Source organism: Leptospira alexanderi serovar Manhao 3 str. L 60 (genome assembly GCF_000243815.2).
GTDB lineage: Bacteria > Spirochaetota > Leptospiria > Leptospirales > Leptospiraceae > Leptospira > Leptospira alexanderi.
This window is the reverse complement of the sequence record NZ_AHMT02000017.1, coordinates 100001-125804: the sequence shown is the minus strand read 5'-3', so window position 1 is coordinate 125804 and position 25804 is coordinate 100001. Positions and strand designations below refer to the sequence as shown.

General features: G+C 39.1%; 22 protein-coding genes, 1 tRNA gene and 1 pseudogene (1 of these 24 only partly in view). 16 read left to right on the top strand and 8 right to left on the bottom strand.

All coding sequences use genetic code 11. The annotated features are described in order from the left end of the window. Positions 1-41: 41 nt before the first annotated feature. From LEP1GSC062_RS06250 to LEP1GSC062_RS06225, 5 genes are all read left to right on the top strand, one after another. The gene (locus tag LEP1GSC062_RS06250) at positions 42-626 is read left to right on the top strand and encodes a cytochrome C oxidase subunit IV family protein (RefSeq protein WP_010577646.1); all 585 of its coding nucleotides are present in this window, start codon (positions 42-44) and stop codon (positions 624-626) included. Between the two features lie 202 nt (positions 627-828). Then, complete coding sequence (locus tag LEP1GSC062_RS06240) at positions 829-1473, top strand: LIC_13215 family putative lipoprotein (RefSeq protein ID WP_020983744.1); 645 nt, start codon at positions 829-831, stop codon at positions 1471-1473. Between the two features lie 60 nt (positions 1474-1533). Next, a complete protein-coding gene (locus LEP1GSC062_RS06235) occupies positions 1534-1752 on the top strand; it encodes a hypothetical protein (RefSeq protein ID WP_010577644.1) in 219 nt (72 codons plus the stop codon). Next, positions 1742-2185, top strand: coding sequence for a PIN domain-containing protein (locus tag LEP1GSC062_RS06230; RefSeq protein ID WP_010577643.1), 444 nt, complete (start codon positions 1742-1744; stop codon positions 2183-2185). Before LEP1GSC062_RS06235 ends, LEP1GSC062_RS06230 begins: the two co-directional genes overlap by 11 nt. A gap of 140 nt (positions 2186-2325) precedes the next feature. Next, positions 2326-2790: a hypothetical protein gene (locus LEP1GSC062_RS06225; RefSeq protein WP_244265088.1), complete on the top strand. Its 465-nt coding sequence runs from the start codon at positions 2326-2328 to the stop codon at positions 2788-2790. A gap of 837 nt (positions 2791-3627) precedes the next feature. On the opposite strand, the gene LEP1GSC062_RS06220 is transcribed toward LEP1GSC062_RS06225, so the two are convergent. The 4 genes from LEP1GSC062_RS06220 to LEP1GSC062_RS06200 form a co-directional block, all read right to left on the bottom strand. Next, positions 3628-4197: a gamma carbonic anhydrase family protein gene (locus LEP1GSC062_RS06220; RefSeq protein ID WP_010577640.1), complete on the bottom strand. Its 570-nt coding sequence runs from the start codon at positions 4195-4197 to the stop codon at positions 3628-3630. A 267-nt stretch (positions 4198-4464) separates the two neighbouring features. Further along, entirely contained in the window at positions 4465-6873 is a 2409-nt protein-coding gene (pheT, locus tag LEP1GSC062_RS06210) for a phenylalanine--tRNA ligase subunit beta (protein ID WP_010577639.1), read from the bottom strand. 79 nt (positions 6874-6952) lie between these two features. Further along, positions 6953-9802 carry a DEAD/DEAH box helicase gene (locus tag LEP1GSC062_RS06205; protein ID WP_010577638.1) on the bottom strand — a complete coding sequence of 950 codons (2850 nt, stop codon included), beginning with the start codon at positions 9800-9802 and terminating at the stop codon, positions 6953-6955. Continuing rightward, positions 9803-10528 carry a 7-carboxy-7-deazaguanine synthase QueE gene (locus LEP1GSC062_RS06200; protein ID WP_039941359.1) on the bottom strand — a complete coding sequence of 242 codons (726 nt, stop codon included), beginning with the start codon at positions 10526-10528 and terminating at the stop codon, positions 9803-9805. A 374-nt stretch (positions 10529-10902) separates the two neighbouring features. On the opposite strand from LEP1GSC062_RS06200, the gene LEP1GSC062_RS06195 reads away from it, so the two are divergent. From LEP1GSC062_RS06195 to LEP1GSC062_RS21205, 3 genes and pseudogenes are all read left to right on the top strand, one after another. After that, the gene (locus LEP1GSC062_RS06195; RefSeq protein WP_010577637.1) at positions 10903-11805 is read left to right on the top strand and encodes a lysophospholipid acyltransferase family protein; all 903 of its coding nucleotides are present in this window, start codon (positions 10903-10905) and stop codon (positions 11803-11805) included. A gap of 274 nt (positions 11806-12079) precedes the next feature. Continuing rightward, positions 12080-12414: pseudogene (locus tag LEP1GSC062_RS06190) on the top strand (LIC10906 family membrane protein); the annotation flags it as partial. A gap of 221 nt (positions 12415-12635) precedes the next feature. Continuing rightward, entirely contained in the window at positions 12636-12923 is a 288-nt protein-coding gene (locus LEP1GSC062_RS21205) for an LIC_10907 family protein (RefSeq protein WP_078127405.1), read from the top strand. On the opposite strand, the gene LEP1GSC062_RS06185 is transcribed toward LEP1GSC062_RS21205, so the two are convergent. Beyond that, positions 12835-13371 (bottom strand): inorganic diphosphatase, encoded by a 537-nt coding sequence (locus LEP1GSC062_RS06185; RefSeq protein ID WP_002762030.1) that lies wholly within the window; start codon positions 13369-13371, stop codon positions 12835-12837. The two genes, LEP1GSC062_RS21205 and LEP1GSC062_RS06185, sit on opposite strands and share 89 nt — an antisense overlap. Positions 13372-13503: 132 nt before the next feature. Beyond that, the gene (locus LEP1GSC062_RS06180) at positions 13504-14835 is read right to left on the bottom strand and encodes an MFS transporter (RefSeq protein ID WP_010577634.1); all 1332 of its coding nucleotides are present in this window, start codon (positions 14833-14835) and stop codon (positions 13504-13506) included. A gap of 258 nt (positions 14836-15093) precedes the next feature. Between LEP1GSC062_RS06180 and LEP1GSC062_RS06170 the strand changes: the two genes are divergently transcribed. From LEP1GSC062_RS06170 to LEP1GSC062_RS06155, 4 genes are all read left to right on the top strand, one after another. Continuing rightward, positions 15094-15750, top strand: a complete 657-nt coding sequence (locus tag LEP1GSC062_RS06170) for a YdeI/OmpD-associated family protein (protein ID WP_010577632.1) — start codon at positions 15094-15096, stop codon at positions 15748-15750. A 636-nt stretch (positions 15751-16386) separates the two neighbouring features. Next, a complete protein-coding gene (locus LEP1GSC062_RS06165) occupies positions 16387-18189 on the top strand; it encodes an alginate export family protein (RefSeq protein ID WP_010577631.1) in 1803 nt (600 codons plus the stop codon). 398 nt (positions 18190-18587) lie between these two features. After that, positions 18588-20138 carry a DEAD/DEAH box helicase gene (locus tag LEP1GSC062_RS06160; protein WP_039941333.1) on the top strand — a complete coding sequence of 517 codons (1551 nt, stop codon included), beginning with the start codon at positions 18588-18590 and terminating at the stop codon, positions 20136-20138. Positions 20139-20247: 109 nt separating this feature from the next. Then, complete coding sequence (locus LEP1GSC062_RS06155) at positions 20248-21573, top strand: formylglycine-generating enzyme family protein (protein WP_020983686.1); 1326 nt, start codon at positions 20248-20250, stop codon at positions 21571-21573. A 15-nt stretch (positions 21574-21588) separates the two neighbouring features. Here the strand turns inward: LEP1GSC062_RS06155 and LEP1GSC062_RS06150 are convergent, their stop codons facing one another. Beyond that, entirely contained in the window at positions 21589-22389 is an 801-nt protein-coding gene (locus LEP1GSC062_RS06150) for an SDR family NAD(P)-dependent oxidoreductase (RefSeq protein WP_039941357.1), read from the bottom strand. Between the two features lie 150 nt (positions 22390-22539). Here LEP1GSC062_RS06150 and LEP1GSC062_RS06145 point away from each other — a divergent pair, with 150 nt between their 5' ends. The 4 genes from LEP1GSC062_RS06145 (at position 22540) to LEP1GSC062_RS06130 (ending at position 25491) form a co-directional block, all read left to right on the top strand. After that, positions 22540-23178, top strand: coding sequence for a DUF2889 domain-containing protein (locus tag LEP1GSC062_RS06145; protein ID WP_004505892.1), 639 nt, complete (start codon positions 22540-22542; stop codon positions 23176-23178). A 155-nt stretch (positions 23179-23333) separates the two neighbouring features. Further along, positions 23334-23405 (top strand) — tRNA-Thr (locus LEP1GSC062_RS06140). 47 nt (positions 23406-23452) lie between these two features. Beyond that, complete coding sequence (locus LEP1GSC062_RS06135; RefSeq protein WP_010577628.1) at positions 23453-24397, top strand: AEC family transporter; 945 nt, start codon at positions 23453-23455, stop codon at positions 24395-24397. A gap of 83 nt (positions 24398-24480) precedes the next feature. Continuing rightward, positions 24481-25491 (top strand): ankyrin repeat domain-containing protein, encoded by a 1011-nt coding sequence (locus LEP1GSC062_RS06130; protein ID WP_010577627.1) that lies wholly within the window; start codon positions 24481-24483, stop codon positions 25489-25491. A gap of 310 nt (positions 25492-25801) precedes the next feature. Here LEP1GSC062_RS06130 and LEP1GSC062_RS06125 read toward each other — a convergent pair whose 3' ends face one another. Continuing rightward, positions 25802-25804: the 3' portion of an LOG family protein gene (locus tag LEP1GSC062_RS06125; protein WP_010577626.1), read on the bottom strand. It continues 555 nt past the right edge of the window; 3 of the gene's 558 nt are visible here — the last part of the coding sequence; its start codon lies beyond the right edge, outside the window; the stop codon is at positions 25802-25804.

Genomic DNA, 25804 nt, shown 5'->3' with positions numbered 1-25804 from the left:
AAACCATCCGCAATTTCTGCGGTTCACATTCAGGATAAAAAATGGAACTGTTTTTAAACTACGCTCTTTACATAATCGTTAGCATCGGGTTTCTGATTCCCTTTACCGGGTTTGTAATCGGAGCCGGAGCAATCGTCAACGCGACTCTCGCGGGGTTTACTATTAACTTTCTTTCCCAAGTTTTAGAAGAAAATAAACTCCAAGACTTCATCGCTAGAAATAAAGATAATAAATTTGGAAAGGCTCTTCAAGACGCAATTTCAAAAGGTCAGGAAAAGTTAAAAGGCTCTGCGACGGCCCCCGCTCATGCGGAAGAAAGCCATGGCTCACACCACATCATTTCGGTAAAAACCTATTCTATAATTTTTGCTACTTTGATTTTCTTCACTTTCGTTACTGTGTGGGTTGCCGGAATCGACTTCGGAGCTATGAACGTAATTATTGCGATGGCCGTAGCAACCGCAAAAGCTTCTTTGGTGCTTGGTTATTTTATGCACCTTAAATACGATACGATCATGAACCGAGTAATTTTCGGTTCCGGTTTTTTCTTTCTTCTTCTCCTCTTCGGATTTTCCGCTGCGGATATCTTTACAAGATTTAAGGTCTTACTTTCTTTCGCGTTTTAATCGATAAACCGATTCATTTTTGAAAATCCGAAAAGCCGATCTTTAAGGTCGGCTTTTTTATTCCTTCGAATATATTTCAAAATCCAGAGAACAACTACCGACAAAGTTCTTCCTCCCCTTATTTTAGTGAATTGGAATAAATTGATTGACTCGCTATTCCCACCGAAGAAGTTCTTTTTCATTTTCTAGGAGCATTTATCGTATGGAACAAAGTTTAATTCGTATTCTCTCGATATCCTTTATCTTAGCACTTGCCATACTCAATTGTAAAAAGGAACACGTACAGAATCCAAACGCGAAAATAGTCGAAATTCCATCTCTCGGGCTCGGACTCGATTACGAAAATTGGAATTTTAACGACGATCCAAAACTCATAAACCAAGCCGAACAAATGGCATCAAACTCGGATAACTCAACCACAATTAAAAAAGCTTTAGAAGTCGTAGGAATCAACTTTTTTCTTTTTGAATATCCCCAAGGAAGTCCGGAAGTGAGAACATTCAATACGAATATCAATTATACGATGGAAGATCTTTCCAAACAACCGAGAAAGTTTACGTTAGACGATTACATTGCCGCAATCACAGGTCTTTATCCTTCCGTGTTTCAAAAGTACGAAATGACCAATCCTCCAAAAAAATCAAAAATTCACGGTATAGAAAGTGCGCTTTTAGAAAGTAGATTCGAACAATCGGTCGACGGTAAAAATCTAAAACTTCACAACTATCAAAGAATTTTTATCGTGAACCAAAAAGCTCACGTCTTTACCGGAACTTTTTTGGAAACAGACATACAATCCAAAGGACCGAAAGTCCGTGAAACTTTAGGAAAATTCGTGAAATTGTAAGTTAAGCGACATGGGCGAAAACCGATTGACAATGCACGAAAATCGTGCTTAAAATGAACTATGAAAAATATTACTTTTAGAGCAGACGATCAATTGCTTGAAAAAGCGAGACTACGCGCGGCAAGTGAACGAAAGTCTTTAACTGACGTTTTTAATGAATTTCTTAAAAACTACTCAAACTCTGTTAAGGACGTTTCCGATTATGAAAATCTTTTACAAAAACTAAATTACGTTAAAGTTGGTCGAAAATTTTCTAGGGAAGAGATGAATGAAAGATAAAGTATTCTTGGATACTAATCTGTTCGTTTATAATTTCGATACAGAAAACAAAACGAAATATGAGAAATCAAAGGAAATCGTTTCAACTGCTTTGGCAGAAAATAATTACGTAATCAGCTATCAAGTTATCCAAGAGTTCTCAAATGTTGCATTGAAAAAGTTTCAGATACCTCTAAAACCAAAAGACTTAGAAATATATTTGAAAAGAGTTATGTTTCCATTATGCAGTGTTTATTATACTAATGAGAATATTCTAAATGCAATTGAAATCAGGGACCGATATAAACTTTCTTTCTACGATTCTGTTCTTATCAGCTCCGCTATTGAAGCAAATTGTAAAATATTATTAAGCGAAGATTTGCAAGATAGACTTCAAATCAAGGGCCTGCAAATTGCTAACCCGTTTCATAATACAATAAAAAAGAAAAAGTAGTTTGATACCCACTTCGACTTCTCGCTTCGGGAACGCAAACGTCGAGAAGCCTACTTTGTTAAGCGACATTCCCAAAAAGTTAAGGGCGGTATTTAAGGATGAAACTTTTTCAATCAAAACGAATTTAATTACTCTTATGGATATTTCTTCTGTCTCCATTTTCAACGGACAAAATATGGAGTCATGATATTACTCTTCCGGATTATTTTAAAGAAGAAGAAACTTCCAGTTATCCATTTTATTTAAACTTCAAACTGAATAACAATCTTTCTGCGATGGTTCGATTACCCACTAAAATACCGGGCAATTATCGGATCGTACTTGGCGGAAACATTCGGTTTCCCTCCGAATTTATATCTTTATTCAAAATTTCGTTAAACGGAGAAGGTCACAAAGAACTTCCGTTTCAAATCAGAAAGCCAACCAAACAAGGTAGAATTTTTTCGAGCATTGATTTTTCAATTCAGGAAGAAGACGCTTATCGAAATGATTACGTCGATTTTAGTATTGGGGTTATAGAAAAAAAAGTGAAACTTCTCAGTCCGAAAAACGCAGCCTTATTTCGCAAAAACTTCTTGGAATTCGGGTTCGGGAAAAAAGACTGATCCAAAATTTGAAGGCCGTCCCAAAACCTTAAAAAACGTGAGTTCGATGTAACCCAATGCGAAAGTGATTGAAATCCTGTTCAACACAAATTGGAACGACGAAAAGTATTTCATTTTCCAAAGGATTTGTTGATCAGAGCAAAATTAGGAAACTCAATGTAGAGCTTTCCTATGGGTCGCGTTGATTTTACAACTACGTTGTAAGCCTATCACGTCGCTTTTGCTGTTCGATGGATTTTTAGGAATACTACACTTCCTATGAAACATTTTCGAGCAAAACAAATTCACCTTCTTAATTTCAGTTTCATTCAACGGAAAACATTACAAGAAACTCAATTCCAAAAAATAATTCAACGAAGAGTAAGTATTCAAAGGTCGCTCAATCATTTTCCTTCAGGTTCAGCAGTACAGCTCCCCCTTTTTCCATTTGGTAATGTCATATACCCTAATCCACCGAGATACAATGTAAGTTTATAATTCCCGGAAGAGGTAGTAAATTCAATATCATACCAATGACTATAATGCCCCTCATTAACATTTTATCGCCTGGTCGAATTCTTTCGGCCTGTCAAGTAGTGTTAAAAATTTTGTTCGATTCAAAACCGATTTTACACTAGAAAGAGACCTCATTCTAAATGTATTTATCTCATTCGATCTCGGTAATTTTTCTATGAAAATAAAATGGTCCGTAAGGGTTTGTCTCTTGGGAAGGCAAATAACTGCTCATAAACAAAATTACAGTGCGTGTAATTTTAAATAAGGATATCATTTTTATAGTTTCTAAAATCCTAATATTATATATTAACGATATTCTTGTTTCGAATTAGCCAATACATCTTATTCATTCTTCATTATCCCCATTCCCTTTAAAATTTCTTTTGCCTTGTTCTGAAATTCAATTTCTTCTTCCGATGTGAAAGGACCGAAAATTCCTTTTTTAAATCGATCGGAAAGAGCGATGTATTCCAAACATCCGGCTACGCTCAAAACGGGCTTTGCTTTTCCTTCGAAAATTTTTAGTTCTCCATTCTTTTGTATGACCATGGCCCTAGGTGGAATCTTCTTCCCACCGCGAATCATACAACCGGCCATCACCATTGCACCGTCTCCGATTTCGGCCTCGTCTAAAACGATACTTCCGATACCGATCAGACAACCTCTTCCGATTTTACAACCATGCAACATTGTGTTATGGCCGACTAACGTATAATCTCCGATCGTAATTCCTCGACTCGAATCCGTATGTAGAGTAGAATTATCCTGAATGTTCACTCCTTCCCCTAAAACAATCCGATTCATATCCGCGCGGACGACCGTTCCTGGCCAAAGGGAAGAATACGGTCCCATTTCCACAAGGCCTATCACAGCCGCTTGAGGATGAATAAATGCAGTTTTATGAATATTCATGTTTTTTTATGTCCTTCCCGAAACCGGGTATTTCCCGTTCGAAAAGACGGAATACGTTCAAAAATTAATCTCGAAACTTAACAAACCAAAATTAGGAAAGAGACTCTTCAATGACACTGAAAAATAAAACTCTTCGAATTTTATCTCGAAAGAATTAGAGTACAGTTTCGAGCAATTTTTCAGAGCGACAATCTGCTGAAATAGGTAAAAATAAATTTCTACCTAAACAAAAAAGCGAAATTTTAAAAAATCTCCTTTGAACAAAGACTATCTTAAAACGAACCCGTTCTTTCCGGCAAGAGCAACTAATTGATCGGAAATTTCCTTGATTCTTTCCTGAGTGAATGTCTTCTCGTAATTCACCAATCGAAAACGATAACTCACGGATCTCTTTCCATCCGGAACGCTACCACCTGCAAATTGGGAATATACCCAACCCTCCTGAAGTTCCGGAATATTTTCTTTTTTTACGAGATCGGTAAACAAGTTGGTGTTTTCCTTTTCTCCTATCAAAATCGAAAGATCAATTTCAGCTTCTGGAAATTGGGAAGGGGTGTTAAATCGCGAAACCTTACGGTTGGCATTCCAAATTTCCACAAGCTTTTCGAATTCTAAAGAACCATAGATCACTCTTTTTTTGAGCTCGAAAGAATCCAAAACCGCGGGATGAACGTACCCTAAATTTCCGATCTGCTTAGAATCCACGATCAAGGACAAACTCGCTCCAGGATGAAAGAAAGTTTCCGGTTTGGCTTTCCATACATATTCGAAGATACTAATATATTCCAAAAGAGATTCGATTTGCTTTCTCACTTTTAGGAAATCATCTTCCAGAAGTCTTAGATCCGATTCGGAATTTTTTCTATCAAAGGAAATCGCAAAAGAAAAAAACTTTTTTTCGTTATCCGGTTCGGGTATATTAAAATAAGCGCGACCGAATTCAAAAATTTTGATTTCTGAAAATCGGTCCTGATTTGTGCGAACGTTTTTCAAAAGAGAAGGTAAAAGAGAATTTCGAAGTACCGATTGTTCTTCCGGCATTTCATTTTTAATCTTTACCGAAAATTTAGGATCTCCATCCAATTCGTTTTCTCTGGGAGATTGGAACGAGTAATTGAAAACTTCGTGATAACCAAGGTTTCCTGCAAAAAATAACTTGCACTTCTTTTCCAACTCCCTGCTCAGATTTCTAATCGGAGTTTTGACTTCAGCTAACAAAGGAGCAACTTGAATCGTATCGTAACCTCTGGTTCTTCCGATTTCCTCCACAAGGTCCTCCGGGATAGTCACGTCGTAGTTATGGCGAAATTTTGGAACCAACGCTTCAAGATGGTCTCCCTTCCAAGAAACCACAAAATGCAATCTTTCTAATATATCCGTTACGTCCCCTTGAGACAAGGTAATTCCTAACTTTGTATTGATAAAATGAATATCCGTGTGGATACGAACTTCCTTATGTGGAGTATGTAAAAATCCGACCGGCTCGGAAGCCTTCAAAGACGGACAACCGTTTTCTTTCAAAAGATTGAGGGCGCGACGAATTACAGGAAGAGTCGTAGTAGCTTCGAGTCCCTTTTCGTAACGAACGGAAGAATCGGAACGAATTCCAGTAGAACGAATGGACTTACGAATTTTTTCTCTTGCAAACACGGCGGATTCCATCACGATTTCCGTCGTAGTATTTTGAACGGCGGATTCCTTTCCACCCATGATACCGGCAACCGCAACCGGTTTTCCTTGATTACGAATGAGAAGAATTTCCTCTTCTAAAGAAGGTGATGTTTCGTCTAAAAGCGCAAAACTTTCCCCTTTCTTCGCGTAGGAAACTTCAAGAGAAACCCCACCTTGACTTTCCAAAAACTTCTTATCAAAAAAATGGGTCGGCTGTCCCATCTCCAACATTACGTAATTGGAAACGTCTACAACATTGTTGATGACTCGAATCCCGCATTTCTGCAATCGAGATTGAAATTTTCTTTTGGAAGGAATTACGGAAATCTCGCAAATCGAAGAGGCATAGTAGGAATGCGCATTCTGATTTTCTAATACTCTTGGAAGTTCGACCGAAAGATCAAAGTTCCAAAGAGATTCGAACGGATTGAACACAACAGGCAATCGAAGTTGAGAAGCGAGTTCTCTCGCAAAACCGAAATGACTCCAAAGATCCGGCCTGTGTGTTATAGATTTATTATCGATGTCGAATATAATATCATCATAATGTAACAAAGAACGAATCGTTTTGCCAATCTCGGCTCCTTCGATTCCGTTCAAAATCCAGACTCCACTACTTTCTTCCGACAAGGAAAGTTCCTTTTCCGAACAGAGCATTCCCGAACTTTTGATTCCTCTGAGCTCCGATTCTAAAATTTCCCTATCTCCCAGTTTCGCTCCCGGAATCGCAAGAGGAACCGAATCTCCCACTTTTACGTTAGTCGCTCCAGTTACGATTTGAGATTTAGAACTTCCGTCGAACACTTCCGCAATCTGAAGTTTATCCGCAGAAGGATGTTTGTCCAAAGATTCTATTCTTACAATTTTTACGAAGTCCAGTTCGGGACGAAACGGTATGGCGCCGTCGATCTCACAAACGGAGACCGCGATCTTCTTTAAGATCACATCAAGCCCCACCTCCTTCAAAGGTGTAAAATCATTCATCCAATCTAAGGAAAGTTTCACGTCGTCGACTCCGTTCCAATTACTAAGGTCCAGAAACTTCGATTAAAATCGGATGTCGAGCAGGAAAACTCTTCTAGACTCAGTTCGGAAGATATACTTGAAAGAGCTGAAAACGATGCTGAATGGTTTTACCGTTTCTCACCTTACGAAGCTCAAGATCAAAATCTTCTTTTACCTTTTGAATCTCGTTTCGAGTCCGATTCATTGCCGATTTTTTTTCGGGCTTTCCTTCCCATTTGAAAGCGGCTTCTTGACGCATCAATTTTTCTTCAAGCTGTCGAAGCGTGTTTTGATTGCTCGTTCTGATTTTGAATTCTTCCTTTTGGAAAAGATCCAAAGTTTGATCCCCGAGTTCCTTTTTTCTAAATTCAACAATTTCATCCAAAACCAAAAAAGTCCGAATTAAACTCTCTTCTAAATTAGTAGGAAGTCCGACATGAGAAGACGTGGAAACAGAAGACTTTGAGAGAGAATGAGATTTTCTAAGTTCTTCGGGTAGTTCTTCGATTTGTCTCACCGAACCTGTTTTTGGATTCGTCTCGAAATAGAAAAGTTCCGCTCGATTGAGGGTAAACTGAAACTCCACAAGAAAAACATAATATTCCTTATTGGAAACAGAGTGAAAAGAAGTACTCCACCCTTTTTGATTCTGAATCAGATACGAAACGGTTTTGTCGATCAGCGGGTGCCCGAAGGCCAAAAACTCCAAACTATCGTTCTGAAGCGCGAGTTCGGAATCGAAGGTTCCGTATTTCCCCTTATACTGGGGAGAATCGATCTCGTAAATCTGAGGTTTTTTCCGAACCAGTTTAAAACCCGCTTCTTCCGGAAAGATCTCGGTAAAACGAGAAATAAATTCTTCCAGGTGAGTATTATTAAACGAACGTTCTTCGAGTGTGTGATTGTAATAATCCAAAAGATTAAAGTCAATCAGCTTCGGAGTTACAAGAGCGCCTAACTTTTCAAAACCTTTCTTGGCGATTTTGATACGATTATCAATCTCTTCCTCCATTTCCGTTCTGGATTTATTTCCGGTGACAAATTTCATAAAGGAAGAATTAAAATCCAATTCGTCCTCAATTGCACCGAGCAATTCGTCTGAAGACCCGATCGATTCTTCAAAAAGACGGATTTTATTCGTGAGCACTTCCAAAATTCTTTCCGCAACTGTATCCTTGCTAGCAAAGTTGAAGATGAACACGTTGTCCTTCTGACCAAACCTATGGATCCTCCCAATTCTTTGTTCGATTTTGAGCGGACTCCAGGGCAGATCGTAATTGAATAAAACGTTCGCAAATTGAAGATTTCTTCCTTCTCCGCCCGCCTCCGTGCAGATCAGAATTTCCGTTTTCGTTTTAAATTCTACGATCGCCCTTTCCTTTGCGTCGGCGCTAAGAGAACCGTGAAACAGAGTGACTTGAAAATCGGAAAGAACGGAGGCCAGAAAATCCTGAGTCGTCCTAAATTGGGTAAATATAATGAATTTCAAATGTCCTTCTTTTCGAAGCTTGAGGATCGTTTCTTTTAACTTGATCGACTTTTTGTCTTCTTTAATTTTTTTTCCCAAAAGAATCAGTCGATTCAAAGAAAGAAGCTCCCTTTTTAAACTTTGAAGATCGAGTTGCACGGATTCGTCCAAACCGGAAACAAATTCTTCCACGTCCTCGGTTTCGTCCAAATCCCATTCTTCCAATTTAGATTCCATTTGCTGAATATGATGAAATCGATTTTCCAAAAGGAACTTTCTTTTGGTAAGGGCGGAAATAAGCGCAAACACGGAAGAATCCAATAACTTTTGGAATACGATCATTACGAACCCGATCGCCCGGTTTTGTGTTCTCATCGCAAGATTGTATTCTCGTCTAACGTAGTTCGTAGTCTCTTCGTAAAATTCCCTTTCAACGGTAGAAAGCTCGATTTTTACAGTTTTAGCGAATCGCTTCGTAAACCCGCCGACCTCTATTTTCCTTCTCCTTAAAAGAACCTTGGAGATTTTATCTTTGAGGTCGGTTTTGTTTCCTAGAATATAATCGTTTACGAATGTATGGTACGGACCCAAAATATTCGGATCAATCAGATGCATAAGATAATAAAGCTCTTCGAGTTTTCCTCGAAACGGAGTCGCGGTCAAGAGAAGAAGACATTCGCACTTTTTGGAGATTTTTTCGGCAAAAAGATAAGAACGAGTAATTTTATGATAATCCCTTCTGAGCCGATGGGCCTCGTCGAAGATAACAATATCCCACTTCGTTTTGAGAATTTCTTCTGCGTACTTCGGATTTTTGATAAAGTCTACGGAAGTGATGATGTGTTGAAAATTTTTCCAGTTTTTGTCGCCGTCAGTGCTAAAGTTCCTTCGTTTAACAATTTCAAAATCTTCGTTAAACTTATTCTTTAACTCTTGCTGCCACTGGACCAAAAGTGGAGAAGGTGTTACGATCAAAACTTTCTTGTAACCTCTTCGAAAGATCAGCTCCTTCATCACAAGAGCGGCTTCGATCGTTTTTCCTAGACCAACTTCGTCCGCGAGAATAAAACGAGGACGAAGACTATTGACTACGATGTAAGTCGACTCGATCTGATGCGGAAGAAGCCTAGTTCTCGAATTGGAAAGAGCGGAAAGTTTATCGAATGCATGGGTCAGCTTCAACTCGTACGCGGTCAGGGCGAGATCCATCAATTCTCCCCATTCACCTACGTTTCTCAAAGGAGAGGGATAATCCGGAAGAATTTTTAAATACGGGGAATTTTCCGAAACCGTCTTTTTAGAAGAGATCGCCGCAAACTCGATCGTAACCTTCCCATCAATCGAAGAGACAATCTTTCCAATTCCAGACTCCGGAGAATTAGTAAGATAACAAAAATCCCCTCTATATCCCGAACGCGATTTGGATTCAAAATCGAGACTGAGTTGTAAAGCGCCTTCCAACTAAACTCCCCTCTTATCGCCCCAAATGTATTTATGAGTTTGAAGGGAAAGGCGGAGTCCCGAACTTAAAGAGGATTTCAACCATTCTGAAAGAATTTCGGGAGACAATTCTCCTTGTACCGGAGAAGCCAGGAGATTCCCGGATAATCGATGAGTTTCAATCACTTCAAGGCATCTTTTAAAATCGTTTTTATCGCGGATCACGAACTTAATCTCATCCAATTCGTTCTTTCGTTTATTATAAATTTCTAAATTTTTTAAATTCATCCGATTTTCCATTCCCGAACCCGGAAGCTTATAATCCAAAGTAAAAACGAATTGATCCAATCCCTCGATCGATTCCGCTCCATTAGTTTCTACTCTCGGTCTCGGATATATATTGGAGGATTTTCTAGTTCTAAAAATTTCGTTACCTAAAACGAGGCTAAAATCTCGATTTCTTCCTTCAAGAGGCTCTCCTCCCGTTAGAAGAACCTGTGTATATACCGGACTCAACTCCTGAATTCGATTCAAAACCCGTTTTAAATCCATTTCCTCACCAGCGCTCGGAGACAAAGCATACGGTGTATCGCACCACAATTTTCTTCCGGTCACCATTCCGCACCGAAGAGAACATCCCGCCATACGTACAAATACTGTCGGGATACCCGTCGAAATTCCTTCTCCGGAAAGAGAAAGATAAATTTCATGTACGGAAGTTTTCAAATTGTCCATGGGTTCTTTCAAGTACAAGGTTTTTCTTCGAGTAAACAATAAGATCGTAAAAAAATAAAAAGGCAAATTCCAGAATTTCCGACCCACCCTTTAAGGTCAACTCCCGGAGCTTTCATTTTCAAAACGTGGATTTTTTTCCTTAGACAAAATGGCGATCTTGCCTAGAAGACGTTGACCTTTTTTTGACTTGATAAAAGGAAAAATACTTTTCTACAAACAGCGGGAACTCAGTAGGTTTATCGTAAATCCACCTTATACTACAGAATTTCTCGTAGAAAAGTCAAATGACGAAATCATTTCTTCTGTCTCTAAATAGTCGATCTTTTGCTTGTCAATCCGGACAGTAATCGTTCCTTTTGTATTAAAAGAATGATCTCGGAGTCCTCTTGATTCGTTATATACCATCATTTATCTTTGTTTATTTATTTTATCTTCCGTTTCGAATCCTACCATATCGTTTCTGTCTTTTATATGGAAGGTTCCTGGTTTTTCTTCTTTATCCGTTTGCAAAAAAACACAGAAGAATTGCCTACGAAAATATTACTCACGCGTTCCCCGAATATACGGAAACACAAAAGAAAGAACTCGTTTGGAAGAGTATTCTTCACATTGGAAATCTTGTCGCAGGCACTTTATTCGCTCCTCGTTTGAATCAAAAATGGATGGATCGTTATCTCGTTTATGATCCCGAATCTTTAGCGATCGAAAAGAAAACAAACGAAGAAGGTATCGGAGTCGTTTTAATTTCGGGTCACTTCGGAACTTGGGAAATTTTAGTTCAATTTATGGGAATTCGTATGAAAGGCGGAGGGATTTATAAAAAAGTAAGAAATCCGTTCGTGGATAAATTGATCTACAAACTCAGAACGAAAAACGGAATCAAACTCGTTTCCACAGAAGAATCCAGTCAAGTAACCAAGATGTTAAAGCAAGGTTATTGGGTAGGATTCGGTTCAGACCAAAACGCTGGCAAAGTCGGTATTTTCGTAAACTTTTTCAATCGCCCCGCATCCACCTATCAAGGTCCCGCCTTGATGGCTTATCTCACAGGAGCAAAAATGCTTTTGTATTCGGTTCTCTGTGGTGAGAACGGAAAGGTAATTGTTCGAGTCAAAGACTTAGGTTGTGTAGATAAAAAAGCCTTTCCGGATCGCGAAACGGCCATTCGTCATTACACAGAGGTCTGGACAAAAGCCTTAGAAGAAGAAGTAAAACTCTATCCCGAACAATACTTCTGGGTTCACAGACGTTGGAGAACAAAACCGGGAGATTTCCCGAGTCAAATTTGAGTTATCGTAGTTAGGAATGCCTTCTCTCAAATATTAATATATTATAATATATAAATAATAGAGATGTTCTATTGCTGTAAAAAATAAAGTTTTGAAAAATTACCAATTAAAACGTTTACCAAAAAATAAATGAAGGTTCCAAAGTCCTGCGGCTAAAACAAAAACGAGATATTTAAAATATTTTCTTAGGGCTATTTTTCGGTTTGATAATATTCGTTTTCTTTGATGTCTTTTCAATTCCTTCAAAACTAGACGCCTAGGCACATGCAAAAGAGGAATTTACAAAGCATATTTATCATCTTTGGGCCTTTCTGTTTGTTCGGTCTGCCGGGCGGTGCAATTTTGCATTACGACGCTTTTGAAATCAAAGCCGGTCTGATCCCAGGACGGAAAATTTCTTTTATCAATCGGGTTGTTTCTAAACCTTTTTTAAAGCTCATGAGAAAGTTAGATCCGATGAGATTCGTCCAAAAAAGTTCAAAGGCAAAAGAGGAAATCACGAGACAAATTCTGATTCAAGACTTTCATCTTGCCGAAAGTACCGGTGAAATATCGGTCGATGAAAGGGTCAAAATTCTTTCTAGAAGATTCGGAAAGTATTTTAAATAGTTTTATTCTATGTAGAATTCGAAAATCCACATCTGTGATAACATATATTGATACTTATCATAGATGTGGAATATCCTATCGTATGTGCGACTTTTTCGAACCTATATCAGAATCAACTTTTTGTAATGGAATCCGGATAAACGAACTCGATCTGAACCGATATACAAGCAACTCCCGGATACTAAAAGTCGTCGATATTGCTCGCGCAAACGGAGGCGGCTATGTCGAAGTGGTATGACTCTTCAAGGCTAGAGAATTATTTAGGCTCGTTGCCGAAGTTTCGAAACCGACTCGGTCTCGTGATCCAGTATAAAGATCGTCGAGAGAAAGTCCCAAAGGAACTGAGATTCGTCATCCTGATTCAAAGTTTGTATCCACAAAAGAAAATTCTTTTAAGACGAGCTTTCAGAACTTATTCGATTATTTTTTTGGAAACGTTTTTTTATACAATTCCAAAGAATCTAAAACGATCTTACGAGCAAGAATTGCGTTTTGGAATTCTTCAATAACGACAGTTTTATTTTCCAGTTTTTTATAATCTTCAAAGAAATGTTTTAGTTCCAATGTGAAATGAGGAGGAAGTTCCGAAATGTCGTTGATATGGTTAATCGACATATCGTTTGCAGCAACCGCAATAATCTTATCGTCTTCTTCTCCCGAATCTAACATTCTCATTACACCGATTACTTTAGCTTTCACTAAACAAAGGGGTTCCAATTCCACTTGGGAAAGAACCAAAATATCCAAAGGATCGTGATCTCCACAGTAAGACTGAGGAATAAATCCGTAATTTGCAGGATAATAAAAGGAAGAATATAAAACTCGATCCAGTTTCAAAATTCCGTATTCTTTATCGACCTCATATTTAGCGCGACTACCGCGCTTGATTTCAATGACGCCGTTTACAAATTCCGGAATTTGATCGCCCGGAGAAATATCATGCCAAGGGTGTACCATATCAGAAAACTATTTAAACGTTCCGATGAAAGGCAAGTTTAAAATATGATCTTACTCCAATAGAAAAACGGTTCTTGCCGCAATATGTCGAAATCAATCATAAATATCATAAATGTAAGATTTAAAACCAAATTAAGCCTTCGGTTTCCAACTCCAAGTAATAGCCAGCAAAGCGAGAGCGATCAAAGTTGCACCTATGATAAGATACAAGGATTGTTCCCAATGAAATCCTGGTTGTTTACTCAGCCATCCCACTACTTTTGAAAGAGCAGTTCTTCCCAAATATCCGAACAAGCCGATAAAACCCGCCGCAGTTCCGACCGCTTTCTTCGAGGTAAAATCAAGCCCGGCAACACCTAACAGCATAACAGGCGGATAGATAAAAAAACCGATGATGCCGAATAAAGTAAGATCCAGCCAAAGAAAACCGGGAGGCGTAAATAATAATGCGACAAGAGCCGATAGAATCGGGAGTATACACAAGAAGCTCACCATTCCTCTTTTTCCACCCAATTTATCCGAACCCCAACCGACAAGAAGGGTAGAACCGATCCCGGCAAATTCGTAGATGAAGGTGCTAATCCCTCCTCCTTCCAAGGAAGCTCCTTTGGCGAATTTTAAGTAAGTCGGACCTATATCCGTTAAGCTATAACGAACCACATAAACAAAAAAGTTTGCAAAAGCGAAGGTCCAAACATAATAATTTTTTAATACCGATTGGAAAATAATTTCCCGAAAAGACAATTCCTTCTCTTGTTCTTCGGAGGAAAGTCTAGATTCTTTTTCAGGATCTTCCTGATATTCTTCAATAGGAGGAAGACCCACCGACTGAGGAGTATCCACTAATCGAAATAGAAGATAAATTGCAGTTACGATCGCTATTGAGGCTGGAATGTAAAATGCGTTCCTCCATCCCCACCAAGAAGCACTATAAGCAGCCACAACCCCCACTAAACCGCCACCCACGTTATGAGCTATATTCCAAATTGCGAATTTAGCTCCTCTTTCCGATACCCCGAACCAATGACCCAAAGAACGCCCGCAAGGAGGCCATCCCATTCCTTGAAACAATCCGTTCAAAGCCCAAAGATAAAAGTGAACTTCGTAATTACTCGAAGCTCCGAACAACAAATTACATATCGCGGTTAAAATCAAACCCAATGACATGAAGTATTTTGGATTACTTCGATCGGATAAGGCTCCCATCACAAATTTTCCGATCCCGTAAGTAATCGCGGTCACCGCCAAAATATTTGTGATTTGTTCCTGATCATAGTGCAGAACTTCTCCCATTTCTTTGGAAATAACCGGAAAATTATTCCTTACGAGATAAAATACCGCATAACCGATAAAAGTCGCCTCTAAAACCCTCCATCTAAAACGAGGATAAGATCGATCAATCATTTCTTTCGGTAAGAGAGGTTTTGGTTTTGCGGGAAGTATCCAACGTAACGGTGAAATCATTAGGTCAATCTCAAGGATATAGAATCTCTTACAAGGTCATTTTCACCGATGAATGACTGTTTCATTGTTAGTAACGTTGAAAAAGATCGTTAGAATTTTACGGAATTTGTAAATCATACAATGGAAATTCTCCGAGATTTTAGAAAGTTTTACTAAGAAAAACTTATTAAGCCGATTCGCGGCTCGTTTCATGGAAATCGAATTTATATTTCCTTTTTTCATTTGCATTTTTTAAAAATCTACATTTTCTTGCGCCTTATGATAGATTTGAATCCGGACTTAATCAAAAAGATGAAATTCAAGGAAGGGAACCGACTGATCGTCATCAATAAAGAAAAAGTACATAAGCCCTCTCCTATAGGAGGAATTATAACTACAAATGAGATTTCCGAAGCAGACAGAATTCTACTTTTTGCGGATTCGACTTCCTCTCTCCAATCTTCTTTTTTAAAAATTCTCAAATCGATTTGTAAGGAAACCATTCTATGGATTGCGTACCCTAAAAAATCTTCCGGAATCAAAACAGACTTAGATAGGGACCACGGTTGGGAAATCCTTTCCAAAAACGGATACGAAGGAGTTGCGTTGATTTCCTTAAACGATACTTGGTCTGCGGTTCGCTTTAAAAAAGCCGACGAAGTCAAAAAAGGAGGTTCTAAAGCGGAAAAACAAAAACGTCCGGAACTATCCAAATACATCAACTACGAAACGAAAATCGTAAAACTTCCGGAAGACGTAAACAAAGTTCTTTCCAAAGATAAGAATGCGAAAAAATCTTTCGAATCCTTGTCTTGGTCTCATAAAAGAGAATACATCGAAGCGATCTTAGACGCGAAATCATCGGAAACCAGATCAAAACGAATTCAAAAATTAGTTCAAGCAATGAGTTCTCAAAAAGATCAAAAGAAGAAATAAGAGTTAAAAAATCCCGTCAAATTTAAAGAATACGAAACCTACCAATTTTGAGTTTATAAAAATACAGGGCACCTCTTTTCGATCTACGATCGAAAGGATTACGTTCTTTTCGCGACTCAACTCAATCTCAGTCTCCACGGGGTCGACAGTGCTTTTGCTTCGATCGCTTCGTGACCGCGCTTCGCCTCACTCCAGTGGTGTATCGGATAACAGATAGAAAAATTCCGTAATCAGTTATAGAAGTATTTACTGAATTTCCATAGCGCAATGCCTTATTATAAAGAGACAACGTCCACTTAAAGAAACGTCTCTACGGATCAGTGCTTCAGTTCAACCTCTCTTAGGCAAGATCAGTCCATACCCGCCAGCTATCCACCAATAAACACCTTAAAACATCAAACTGGGACTATCCGACATAATCTATAAAAATTTTTCATCGTTCTATTCGTCCATTTACCCATAACGCTCCATATTCAATTTTTAATTTTATCATATTTATTTTTTATAATATGATAAATTAGAATTATAAATATTTGGGGCAATTCGATGGTTTACGAATATTAGTTTATAACGTTGCTCTTACGTAATTTCTTCCATAGCCATCCAGAAAGGAAATAAAATTAAGAGAGGCTCAAATTGAAAACTTACAAATTGAGAATCATCCAACTTTCGCTCATTCTTATTGTTTTCTTATTTTCGGAAATTGACGCAAAAAAAACGAGAAGGGTCAAACGCCTGAAAGTTCGTAATACTGCAACACAAAGAATTCAAAAACCGGTCGAAGTTCAAAAACAGAAAGCGGATACTCAAATCGTCCCAATTGAAACCGAAATTAAAGAATCTAAAAAAGAAACTCTCTGGCACGAATCGGTTAAACTTGGCGGCTTGATTCGAATTCGCCCGGAAGCGCGATACAATTACGATTTTGATAAATTCAAAAATGATAATATTTCTTTCGTTGGAGCCAAAGCTCAAATTTGGATCGAAAAAGAATTTACCCAAAATATGAAAGCAAGAATCGTCCTACAAGACTCCGCACTTTGGGGAGGAGAAAAAGGTTCTCTTATTGGAATCGATACCGCAAACGACAATACAAGACAATCTGTAGGAATTCGAGAGGCTTGGGTAGAATCCAAGGAATTAATCGGCCCAGTTACATTACAAGCGGGAAGACAAATTCTAAAATACGGAGACGAAAGACTCGTAGGCGCATTGGAATGGAATAACGTAGGAAGAAGTTTTAACGGTTTTCGTTTGAAAATCGACAAAGAACTTTTTTCCACTCACGCTTGGGTTATGATCGTCGGAGAGCAGGATTCGGACGTAGCGGGCAATTCTACAAATTTAGGAAAAAGAAATTCATTCCCGATTCAATACAATTGTCCCCCCAATTCTCTTTCACCTTCGGCCTGTACATTGTCTGCTGAACTTTCAAAACAACAACAAGGAGACGCAACTTTCACCGGTTTTTACAACACGTTTAAACCTTCCGACTTACTTCACATAGACACCTATTACATCGGATTGTATAAGAAATGGCTTCCTCAGAACAACTCTACGATTTTGCTTTTTCCCAATCCGGAGACGATTCCGAAAAATTCCAGGTACGACCAATTACATACATTCGGACTCAGACTTTCCAATAGAACAACTCCCGATAAAAAGGCAAAAATACCATTCGATTTTTCGATCGAATACGCGATACAAAGCGGAAAAAACGGGCTGAACGTCACACCAAGTTGGGACACTTTAAACACAAACGTTTCCACCGTCGACCCCCTTACCGGCAAGACAGTAACCAATAGCATTTACAAAGAAAAACAAAGTTACGATGCTTATGCGTTCGCATTCGATGTCGGTTATACGATCGGGTCTTTTCGGTTTGGAGGGACTTACGACGTCGGTAGCGGAGATCCAAATCGAAAAGACGGAAAAGTTGCGACCTTTTCAAATTTATTCCACTCTAATCACGGATTCTTAGGAGAAGCGGACCAAGTAAGTTGGGTCAACATGGTTGGTAAATCCGCAAACCTTACATGGGACGGTGGGGAATTTGGTAAATTAAGGATCGCATATTGGATCATTGATAAGCAAAAAAGACAAGACGGTTGGTATGATGTCACGGGAAACCTCAAAGAAGGAGCCAGTACGGAATCAACCACAAATGAACGTTTTAAGGATCCTTATGTTCAAAGTGAAAAAGGCGCCCTAGATCAAAGAGGGGTCGGAACTCTCGGAAAAAATTTATTTAGAGAAATCGATGTGACTTATTCGTTCAAATACAAAGATATTCTTTGGTCGTTTGGTGGGAGTTGGATTTTTGCAGGCGATGCGGTTCGGCGTAAACTCAACGACGACTCAATGTATCCCGAATTCAGAAAAACCAATTTTCTTCCGCAAGCGCAGTTCGGTTACTTGATGATGACGGTTCAATTTTAAATCGAAACGAAAATAACTTTAATAATTTTGAATGTCTGTGATAAATCTGAAAATAAAATTTCGCTAGTATATTTTCAAATAGAATCCATCTTGAAATCGATGAGTTTCGTTTCGAAGTTTAGCTTTTAATAGATTCGAATTTATTTTTGAAATCGATTTCACAACTCTCTCGAAACCATCGGATACAAATCGTTTTGCTCTTTTGTCCTTGTATAAATAACCGATTCTAAAATCGTAGTAAAAATAAACGTCTCATTAACGAAGACGCAGAATTTTTCCTGGTTCCAATTTTCCTCTCTTCGATCCGCTTTTTAATCTTCCGGATAGTTATCTTGAAAATTCAAAGTATTAGAGGTTCCCGGAAGCGGGCGATTCATCGTTTTAAAAGGAACACCTCTATGAAAAAACTCAAGTTTAGCGAACTAAACTTATCCGCCGAAATCCAAAACGCGATCCTGGAAATGGGCTTTGAAGAAGCCTCTCCCATTCAGTCAGAAGCGATTCCAGTCATATTAAAAGGAAAAGATATCATCGGACACGCTCAAACCGGCACCGGTAAAACAGCCGCATTTGCAATTCCGACGATCGAACTTCTCGAAGTGGAAAGTAAACATTTACAAGCCTTGATTCTTTGTCCGACTAGAGAGTTAGTCATCCAAGTCAGCGAACAATTCCGTAAACTGATGAAATACAAAGGAAACTTCGAAGTCGTCCCCGTTTATGGCGGTCAAGAAATAGAAAGACAACTCAAAGCGCTTCGTAAAAATCCCCAGATTGTAATCGCAACTCCCGGAAGAATGATGGACCACATGAGAAGAGGTTCCATCCGTCTCGACGATATTAAGATCGTGATTTTGGACGAAGCCGACGAAATGTTGGATATGGGTTTTCGCGAAGACATGGAATTCATTCTAAAAGACACTCCCATAGATCGCCAAACGATCATGTTTTCCGCTACGATGACGGACGATATTCTTACCTTGATGAAAAGATTTCAAAAACATCCTCAGATCATCGACGTAACTCACCAGAAATTGAGCGCTCCCAAAATCGAACAAATCTACTATGAAATTCAAGAGAACACCAAAGGAGAAGCTCTCGCGAGATTGATCGAATACAGAAACGTAAAACTCGCATTAGTATTTTGTAATACAAAAGCGCAAGTAGATACCGTCGTAGAATTGTTGAAATCGAGGGGTTACTTTGCGGAAGCCCTTCACGGAGATCTGAATCAGAAACAAAGGGATAAAGTAATGAACGGATTTCGAAACGGAAATATCGAAATCTTAGTCGCGACCGACGTTGCCGGAAGAGGAATCGACGTCAACAATGTCGAGGCGGTATTCAACTACGATCTTCCAAGAGACGGGGAAGACTACGTCCACAGGATCGGAAGAACAGGAAGAGCCGGTAAAAAAGGGATCGCATTCTCCTTTATCGTCGGAAAACAGATCTACAATCTTAAAAAAATAGAACGGATCAACGGAATCAAAATTGAGGCAGGAAAAATTCCTACGTTAGACGATCTCGAAGAAACCAAAATCCATTCTTACACTTCCAAGGTTAGGTCCATCGTGGATGCGGGTCATATTAGTAAGTATGTAAACCAAGTGGAAAAATTGATGGGGAATGACTATACCGCGTTGGACATCGCCGCCGCTTTGTTTAAAATGACGATTCTCAAGGACAGCGTCACTTTCGATGATTCCGTACAATTCGAATCCGATTTTAAATACGAAGAAAGAAATTCTTTCAAAAAGAAACCCGGAAATGGCAGAAAATACAAGGATCGGAATTTTGGAAGACCCGGTTCGGGATCTAGAACCAAATCAAATTCGGGTTCACACTCCGGCAACAGTTCCAATAACGGATCCCATTCTAAATTCTCCAAAGGAGATAAAAATCAAAAATCAGGCGGACCATCTTCCTTCAAAAAAAAGAAGAAATAAGATTCGATTTCAAGGAAAGAATTCGCTTAAAATTCTTTTTTAAACCGGAAATTTTTGCCGAAATTAGAAATAGAAAATCGTCCTTCTGTCGAAAGGACGATCGGGCATTATGATTTTCAACTCCATTCTTAAACTCAAACGACTGATCGTAATTCTTTTCGTTTTTTCCTTAGGATCGTTCATACAAGCTCAAGAAAAGGAAGAATCTTCTCTTAATACGAGAATGGTTCCCCTTTGGAAAGGAGAAGTAGAAGCGGTTTATAGCGGAAAAGGTAAAGTGAAAATTCGAATCCGAAAAGGTTCTATATTTTACGGAAAGGAAGAAGAGGAAATCAAAACCATCCTTGAGAAAAAAAATCAATATACAGTCTTACAAAAAAATCCCGAAAAAGAAATCGGCTCCTTTTACATTCGTCAAATCTCCGTTTCCTATCAAACTAATTTAGGAGGAAAGAAAGCCTCGGAAATCGAACTCTACGGTTCATTTACCGCAAATCCGGGAGTGCCCGAACATCTTCTTACAGCGGGAACCTTCATTCAAGATTATAAACAAGAAATAGCTTACATAGAACCCGGAGCATTTTTCGCGGAAGACAGAAGAAGAACTAGACCCGCAAGACAATTCAGACATCCGAAAGACGGAAAAGAAATGGTCTTCGTATCCGGGGGATACGAACAAAACGGAGAATTGTTTTACGAGTCGATGGGATTCTTTCTTCACGGACAAGGGAACGAACCTTCGGAAGACAACTACAATCCGTTTTACTTTAAACCCGAACGAGGTAACCTTCAAGACATCTCCTCTTTTTACATCGATAAATATGAGGTTACAAATCAGGAATATTCAAAATTTCTAAAAGAAACAAATACCGTTCCGCCTCCTCATTGGAAAGGCGGAAAATACCCGATCGGAAAAGAACATCATCCCGTAAACGGAATCACCTATAGAGAAGCGGAAGCATACGCGCGTTGGTCCGGTAAACGACTTCCGACCGAGATGGAATGGGAAAAAGCCGCCCGTGGAACCGGAATGACTTGGAAGATCAATCGAGACGAATCTTATTCTTTTTTTCCAAATACATTGGAATATCCGTTCGGAAACGATTTTGATTCTTCCTTATGCAATACTATCGAAAGTAAAAAAATGGATACGATCTCCGTTTACGAACTAGCAAAAAAATCAGCAAGTCCCTACGGAGCAATCGGAATGTGCGGGAACGTAGCCGAATGGACGAGTTCCGACTATCTTCCGTATCAAGGACACTCACTCAAAAGAAACGCATTCGGAAAAATGCATAAAGTCATCCGAGGCGGATCGTTTTCATCTACAAAAGAAGAATCCACAACGTATTTCAGGTCCTTCGGAGGAATTCCGAATTTAAAAACGGATCGCAGAGCCGGAATTCGACTCGTTTGGGATCTTCCCGGAAAATAAAAATAGAACCGCAAATTAAGTAACTCTCGCTCTTTTCAAAAGTTTATCCAAAAGCGAAGGTGAAAATCGACTGATCCAATACGCTAACATCTCTCTAAATTGAGAAGGATATACGTCTCTTTTCTTTGATTCGATCGCTTTTAAAATGATAGAAGCCACTTTCTCGGTAGACAATCCGTTTTTAATTCCTTCATCCATGATTCCGTAGGTGGATCCGTCACCGGACAAAGCCTTCACAGAAATATCGGTTTTCACGTAACCCGGAGAGACCGTCATAACGTGCATTCCGCTTTCGGATGTTTCCAGTCGAATACTATCCATAAACGCTTGTACCGCGTGTTTACTCGCCGCGTAACCCGAACGGTACTGAGTGGCAAATCGTCCTTGTAAAGAAGAAACCGCAATAAAATGGCCCTGATTCTGTCTAAGTTCCGACTCCAAAAGTCTGAATAGATGAATCAAAGGGTAGAAATTTATATTCATTAGACTTTCATAAACTTTAATATCAGTCTCCCTCGCAAGACCACGCATGCTGATTCCAGCGCTATGAATCATTCCATCAATACGTCGAACTTTCTTTCTAAACTCTTCCGCAATTTTCTTGAGTTGAAAAGAATCGGAAACATCTCCGGGAAGAGAGATCACCTTATCCGGAAATTGGACTTCGTTTTTTAATTCTTTTAATAACTCTTTCCTCCGGGCAACCGCACCGACCACGGCTCCGTTTCGATTCAGTTCTAAGACGAGAGCCTTTCCGATCCCAGAACTTGCACCGGTAACCAAAAACGATTTTTCTAAAAAGAATGAAGTCATCATAAAATCGAACTGAAAGTACCAAAAGGTCACAAAAAAGCAAATGAAAATAAACGGAAAAATCTTTTAGCGAATCCGGTCTTATTAAAAGATGCCCCAGAAGAATCCGAAAAATGTTTTGTTTAAAAATGTTCCTTCGGAAAAGAGGTTTTAATGAATACGTTGCAGGAACTCAAGGAGCAAATTCGTTTTCGGAACACGGACTTTCAAAGAAATTATGAAAGCAGATACTATTGGTTTCCGGAAGAATCTCCCCCATTTTGCATCATCGAAGTCAATCAATACGACCCCTATCACGATATCACTTTGTATCTCGAAGTCGATCTAACCACGATGAAAATTGTAAAATCAGGGGTAGAAGAAAAAAGGGTTCCATACGAAACCTGTCCCGCCGCAATTAAAGCATACGATTATTTGGTGGGAGAGGATATGTCTTATGTAAAACTTATGAATCGTTTTCCTACAGATAAAACGTTAGGCTGCCTTCATATCAACGAATTGATCCAAAATGCCGCTATGAATTTTCATTCCGCATATGCTTTTTATCTCAAAGAAAGAAATTTTCCGGCTCGATTCGACGAATATAAAATGTACGAGGGGGACCTTCCCGCTCAAGAAAGAAGAGAAATCGGAAGACATTGGTGGATGAAAGACAGAGGAGTCAGAAATTCTTGCTATTCTTTTTCAGGACGTCACGAAAAACCAGAACTCAAGGATCAGGTGAAACATCTTGACAGTATCACGGCAATGATGGTAAAAGAATTTAAGAAGTCGAAGAAAGACGGTCCCTAAATTATTTCCGTTGTTCTTGTTTACAACCGATCTATAATACTTAGGTATAGTTTTCATGAACACGACCGATAATACTGTAGTCTTCTAAAGCGAACGTTGAATCCTATTTTTACGGAAACTACAGCAAAGGTTCTTCTTGCTTCGGATGACCCAATGCCCGCTTAGCTCAGGGGTAGAGCATTTCCCTCGTAATGAAAAGGTCGCCGGTTCAATTCCGGCAGCGGGCTAATCCTAAATCTCTTGCCCTATCACGTCTGCCGTAAACTCTGTACATGTGTCTCATCTAATACTCATTCCGGTTTGTATTGCAGGAGGTTGGATACTCAAACGAGGAAAAATTTTTCCGGAAAATACGGGACTCGTGCTCGGAAATTTCGTAGTTTATATTTCTCTTCCTTCTCTTATTTTAGCCAACGTCCCAACGATGAGACTGGAAACCTCTCTGATTTATTTGGCCTCGATGCCATGGATTCTCTTCGGACTTTCAGTCGTATTTTTTTATATAATCGGAAAATTCTTTCATTGGAATTCGGAAACAAGAATCGTAACGACACTTTGTTGCGGATTGGGAAACACGTCTTTTTTAGGACTTCCCATTTTAAGGGTGTTTTACGGAGAAGAAATCACCAACTCGGTGCTGATCATCGATCAATTCGGAACTTTTCTCTGCCTTGCAATTCCGGGATTTATCCTTTCGCTGAGTATCTTATCCAAAAACGATCGAGAAAGAAACGGAAAACCGGTCGAATCCATTCTGAAAAAGCTCTTTACTTTTCCTCCTTTTCTTGCTTTACTTTTTTCGTTTTTGCTCAGATTTTTCACCATTTCGGAATTGATCCATTCCGTACTAAAAATTTTGGGAGAAACATTAGTGCCAATCGCTTTATTTACCGTTGGATTTCAAATGGAATTCCCTACGTTAGATTCTAAATCCGAAAAATCAGAGAATTTCATACAACCTTTATTCATCGGCCTTATTTATAAATTGCTTCTTGCTCCGATGGTGATATTTCTAACCTATCGTTTTTTAAACGTAAACCTAAATCATCTGCGAGTAGTTGTATTAGAAGCGGCAATGGCGCCTATGATTACCGCGTCTATCGTTTCTATTCAAATGGGTTTCAGACCCGCTCTTTCGGCAGTTTTCCCAGGGGTTGGTATCTTAATTTCGATTCCGACTTTATTTTTATTTTATATGTTCTTGGAGAATTTTTTCTGACTGATTTTTCCGAATCACTGATCGATCTATTTTCCGCAGTCAAAACCGGAAAAACGGATGAAATTCAAAAACTCCTTACTTCTATGGAAGGAGAAGAAATCCTCATCGATTGGCTGAGAAACTATAGAGACAATTACGGATCAGGAGTTTTATCCTGGGCCGTAAAGAATTCGGATCAGGAAACGGTCAAACTACTACTTGAGGCCGGGGCCGAGCCCGACGAAACAAACGCAAGGGGAGAAACTCCACTCTTAACCTCTTTGGATCAGGGTAATGAAGATTTAATTCGAATCTTTTTGGAAGCGGGCGCAGACACCGGAAAAAAAGATTTCGCCGGAAATACCCCACTTACAAAAGCGGTGAGCACAGGAAACGTTCGGATCGTAGAAATGGTTTTCGTAAACGATCACCCAACCCCGAACTTGGAAGAAAGAAACGGAGAAGGATATACCCCGCTTCTCTTAGCTGTGGATCTAGGACACTTTGAAATCGTGGAATATCTTCTCGACAAAGGTGCCGACTTTTTAAAAAAGAACTCAGAGGGAAGAACCATTCTCCATCTTACAGCTCTTCATAACGATTCCGAAATATTGGATCTATTTTTAGAAAAAGAAGAAACGAAAACAATTTTAGAAGATAGAGACGCGGACGGAAATACCGCCCTTCTTCTCGCTGCTTCACACGATAGTGTTGAATGTTTAGAAAAACTTCTTAAAATCGAAGCAAACTTTTTACAAGTAAACGCATCTGGAAAAACCGGATTAGAAGAAGCGGAAAGACAGAAATACCATCACGTTTCTAAAATTCTTAAGAAAGCTCTTGCCGAAAAATTATTCTTTGCCGCCAAACACGGAGAAGACGAATTATGCCGAACTATTCTTAAGCTTGGAATTTCTCCAAACCCGATTGATCAGGATGGGAACACACCTCTTCATATCGCGGCCATTCATGATCAGATTTCCACGGCTCAATTACTGTTGGACTTACACGCGTCTCAGTTTTTAAAAAACTTGGAAGGAAAGTCCGCTTTGGATATCGCGAAAGAAAAAAATAAGGAAGAATTGATTCAGCTGTTGGAACTAGAAAAAGAATAAGGGCTTATCCCAAAATCTGTCGAGCGGCCGTAGAGAAGCAAGACGTTTTAGGGGTCAGATTTCAGTAAATTTACAGAAGAGGAAAAATTAACCTTTGTTAAAGTCTGATCCATCTATTAGGAAAATGTAGCTAAACCCTGAAATCTGAAATCTAAAACGTGGGAACTACTGCATTTTGTTATTAACGAATTGACAATAATCATGATCGTGGTTCCTCCTAAAAAATTCTAAACTTTGTTTTTCACGGTTCGAACTAAAAATATAATTTTGCGTTTTTAAAAACGTATTGTTACGATTCGACACAACCTCTTCA

Coding starts and splice junctions, on each gene's coding strand:
- LEP1GSC062_RS06250 (WP_010577646.1), top strand. CDS start 42: ATGGAACTGTTTTTAAACTACGCTCTTTACATAATCGTTAGCATCGGG.
- LEP1GSC062_RS06240 (WP_020983744.1), top strand. CDS start 829: ATGGAACAAAGTTTAATTCGTATTCTCTCGATATCCTTTATCTTAGCA.
- LEP1GSC062_RS06235 (WP_010577644.1), top strand. CDS start 1,534: ATGAAAAATATTACTTTTAGAGCAGACGATCAATTGCTTGAAAAAGCG.
- LEP1GSC062_RS06230 (WP_010577643.1), top strand. CDS start 1,742: ATGAAAGATAAAGTATTCTTGGATACTAATCTGTTCGTTTATAATTTC.
- LEP1GSC062_RS06220 (WP_010577640.1), bottom strand. CDS start 4,197: ATGAATATTCATAAAACTGCATTTATTCATCCTCAAGCGGCTGTGATA.
- LEP1GSC062_RS21205 (WP_078127405.1), top strand. CDS start 12,636: ATGTCGAAGTGGTATGACTCTTCAAGGCTAGAGAATTATTTAGGCTCG.
- LEP1GSC062_RS06185 (WP_002762030.1), bottom strand. CDS start 13,371: ATGGTACACCCTTGGCATGATATTTCTCCGGGCGATCAAATTCCGGAA.
- LEP1GSC062_RS06180 (WP_010577634.1), bottom strand. CDS start 14,835: ATGATTTCACCGTTACGTTGGATACTTCCCGCAAAACCAAAACCTCTC.
- LEP1GSC062_RS06170 (WP_010577632.1), top strand. CDS start 15,094: ATGATAGATTTGAATCCGGACTTAATCAAAAAGATGAAATTCAAGGAA.
- LEP1GSC062_RS06160 (WP_039941333.1), top strand. CDS start 18,588: ATGAAAAAACTCAAGTTTAGCGAACTAAACTTATCCGCCGAAATCCAA.
- LEP1GSC062_RS06155 (WP_020983686.1), top strand. CDS start 20,248: ATGATTTTCAACTCCATTCTTAAACTCAAACGACTGATCGTAATTCTT.
- LEP1GSC062_RS06150 (WP_039941357.1), bottom strand. CDS start 22,389: ATGATGACTTCATTCTTTTTAGAAAAATCGTTTTTGGTTACCGGTGCA.
- LEP1GSC062_RS06145 (WP_004505892.1), top strand. CDS start 22,540: ATGAATACGTTGCAGGAACTCAAGGAGCAAATTCGTTTTCGGAACACG.
- LEP1GSC062_RS06130 (WP_010577627.1), top strand. CDS start 24,481: ATGGAAGGAGAAGAAATCCTCATCGATTGGCTGAGAAACTATAGAGAC.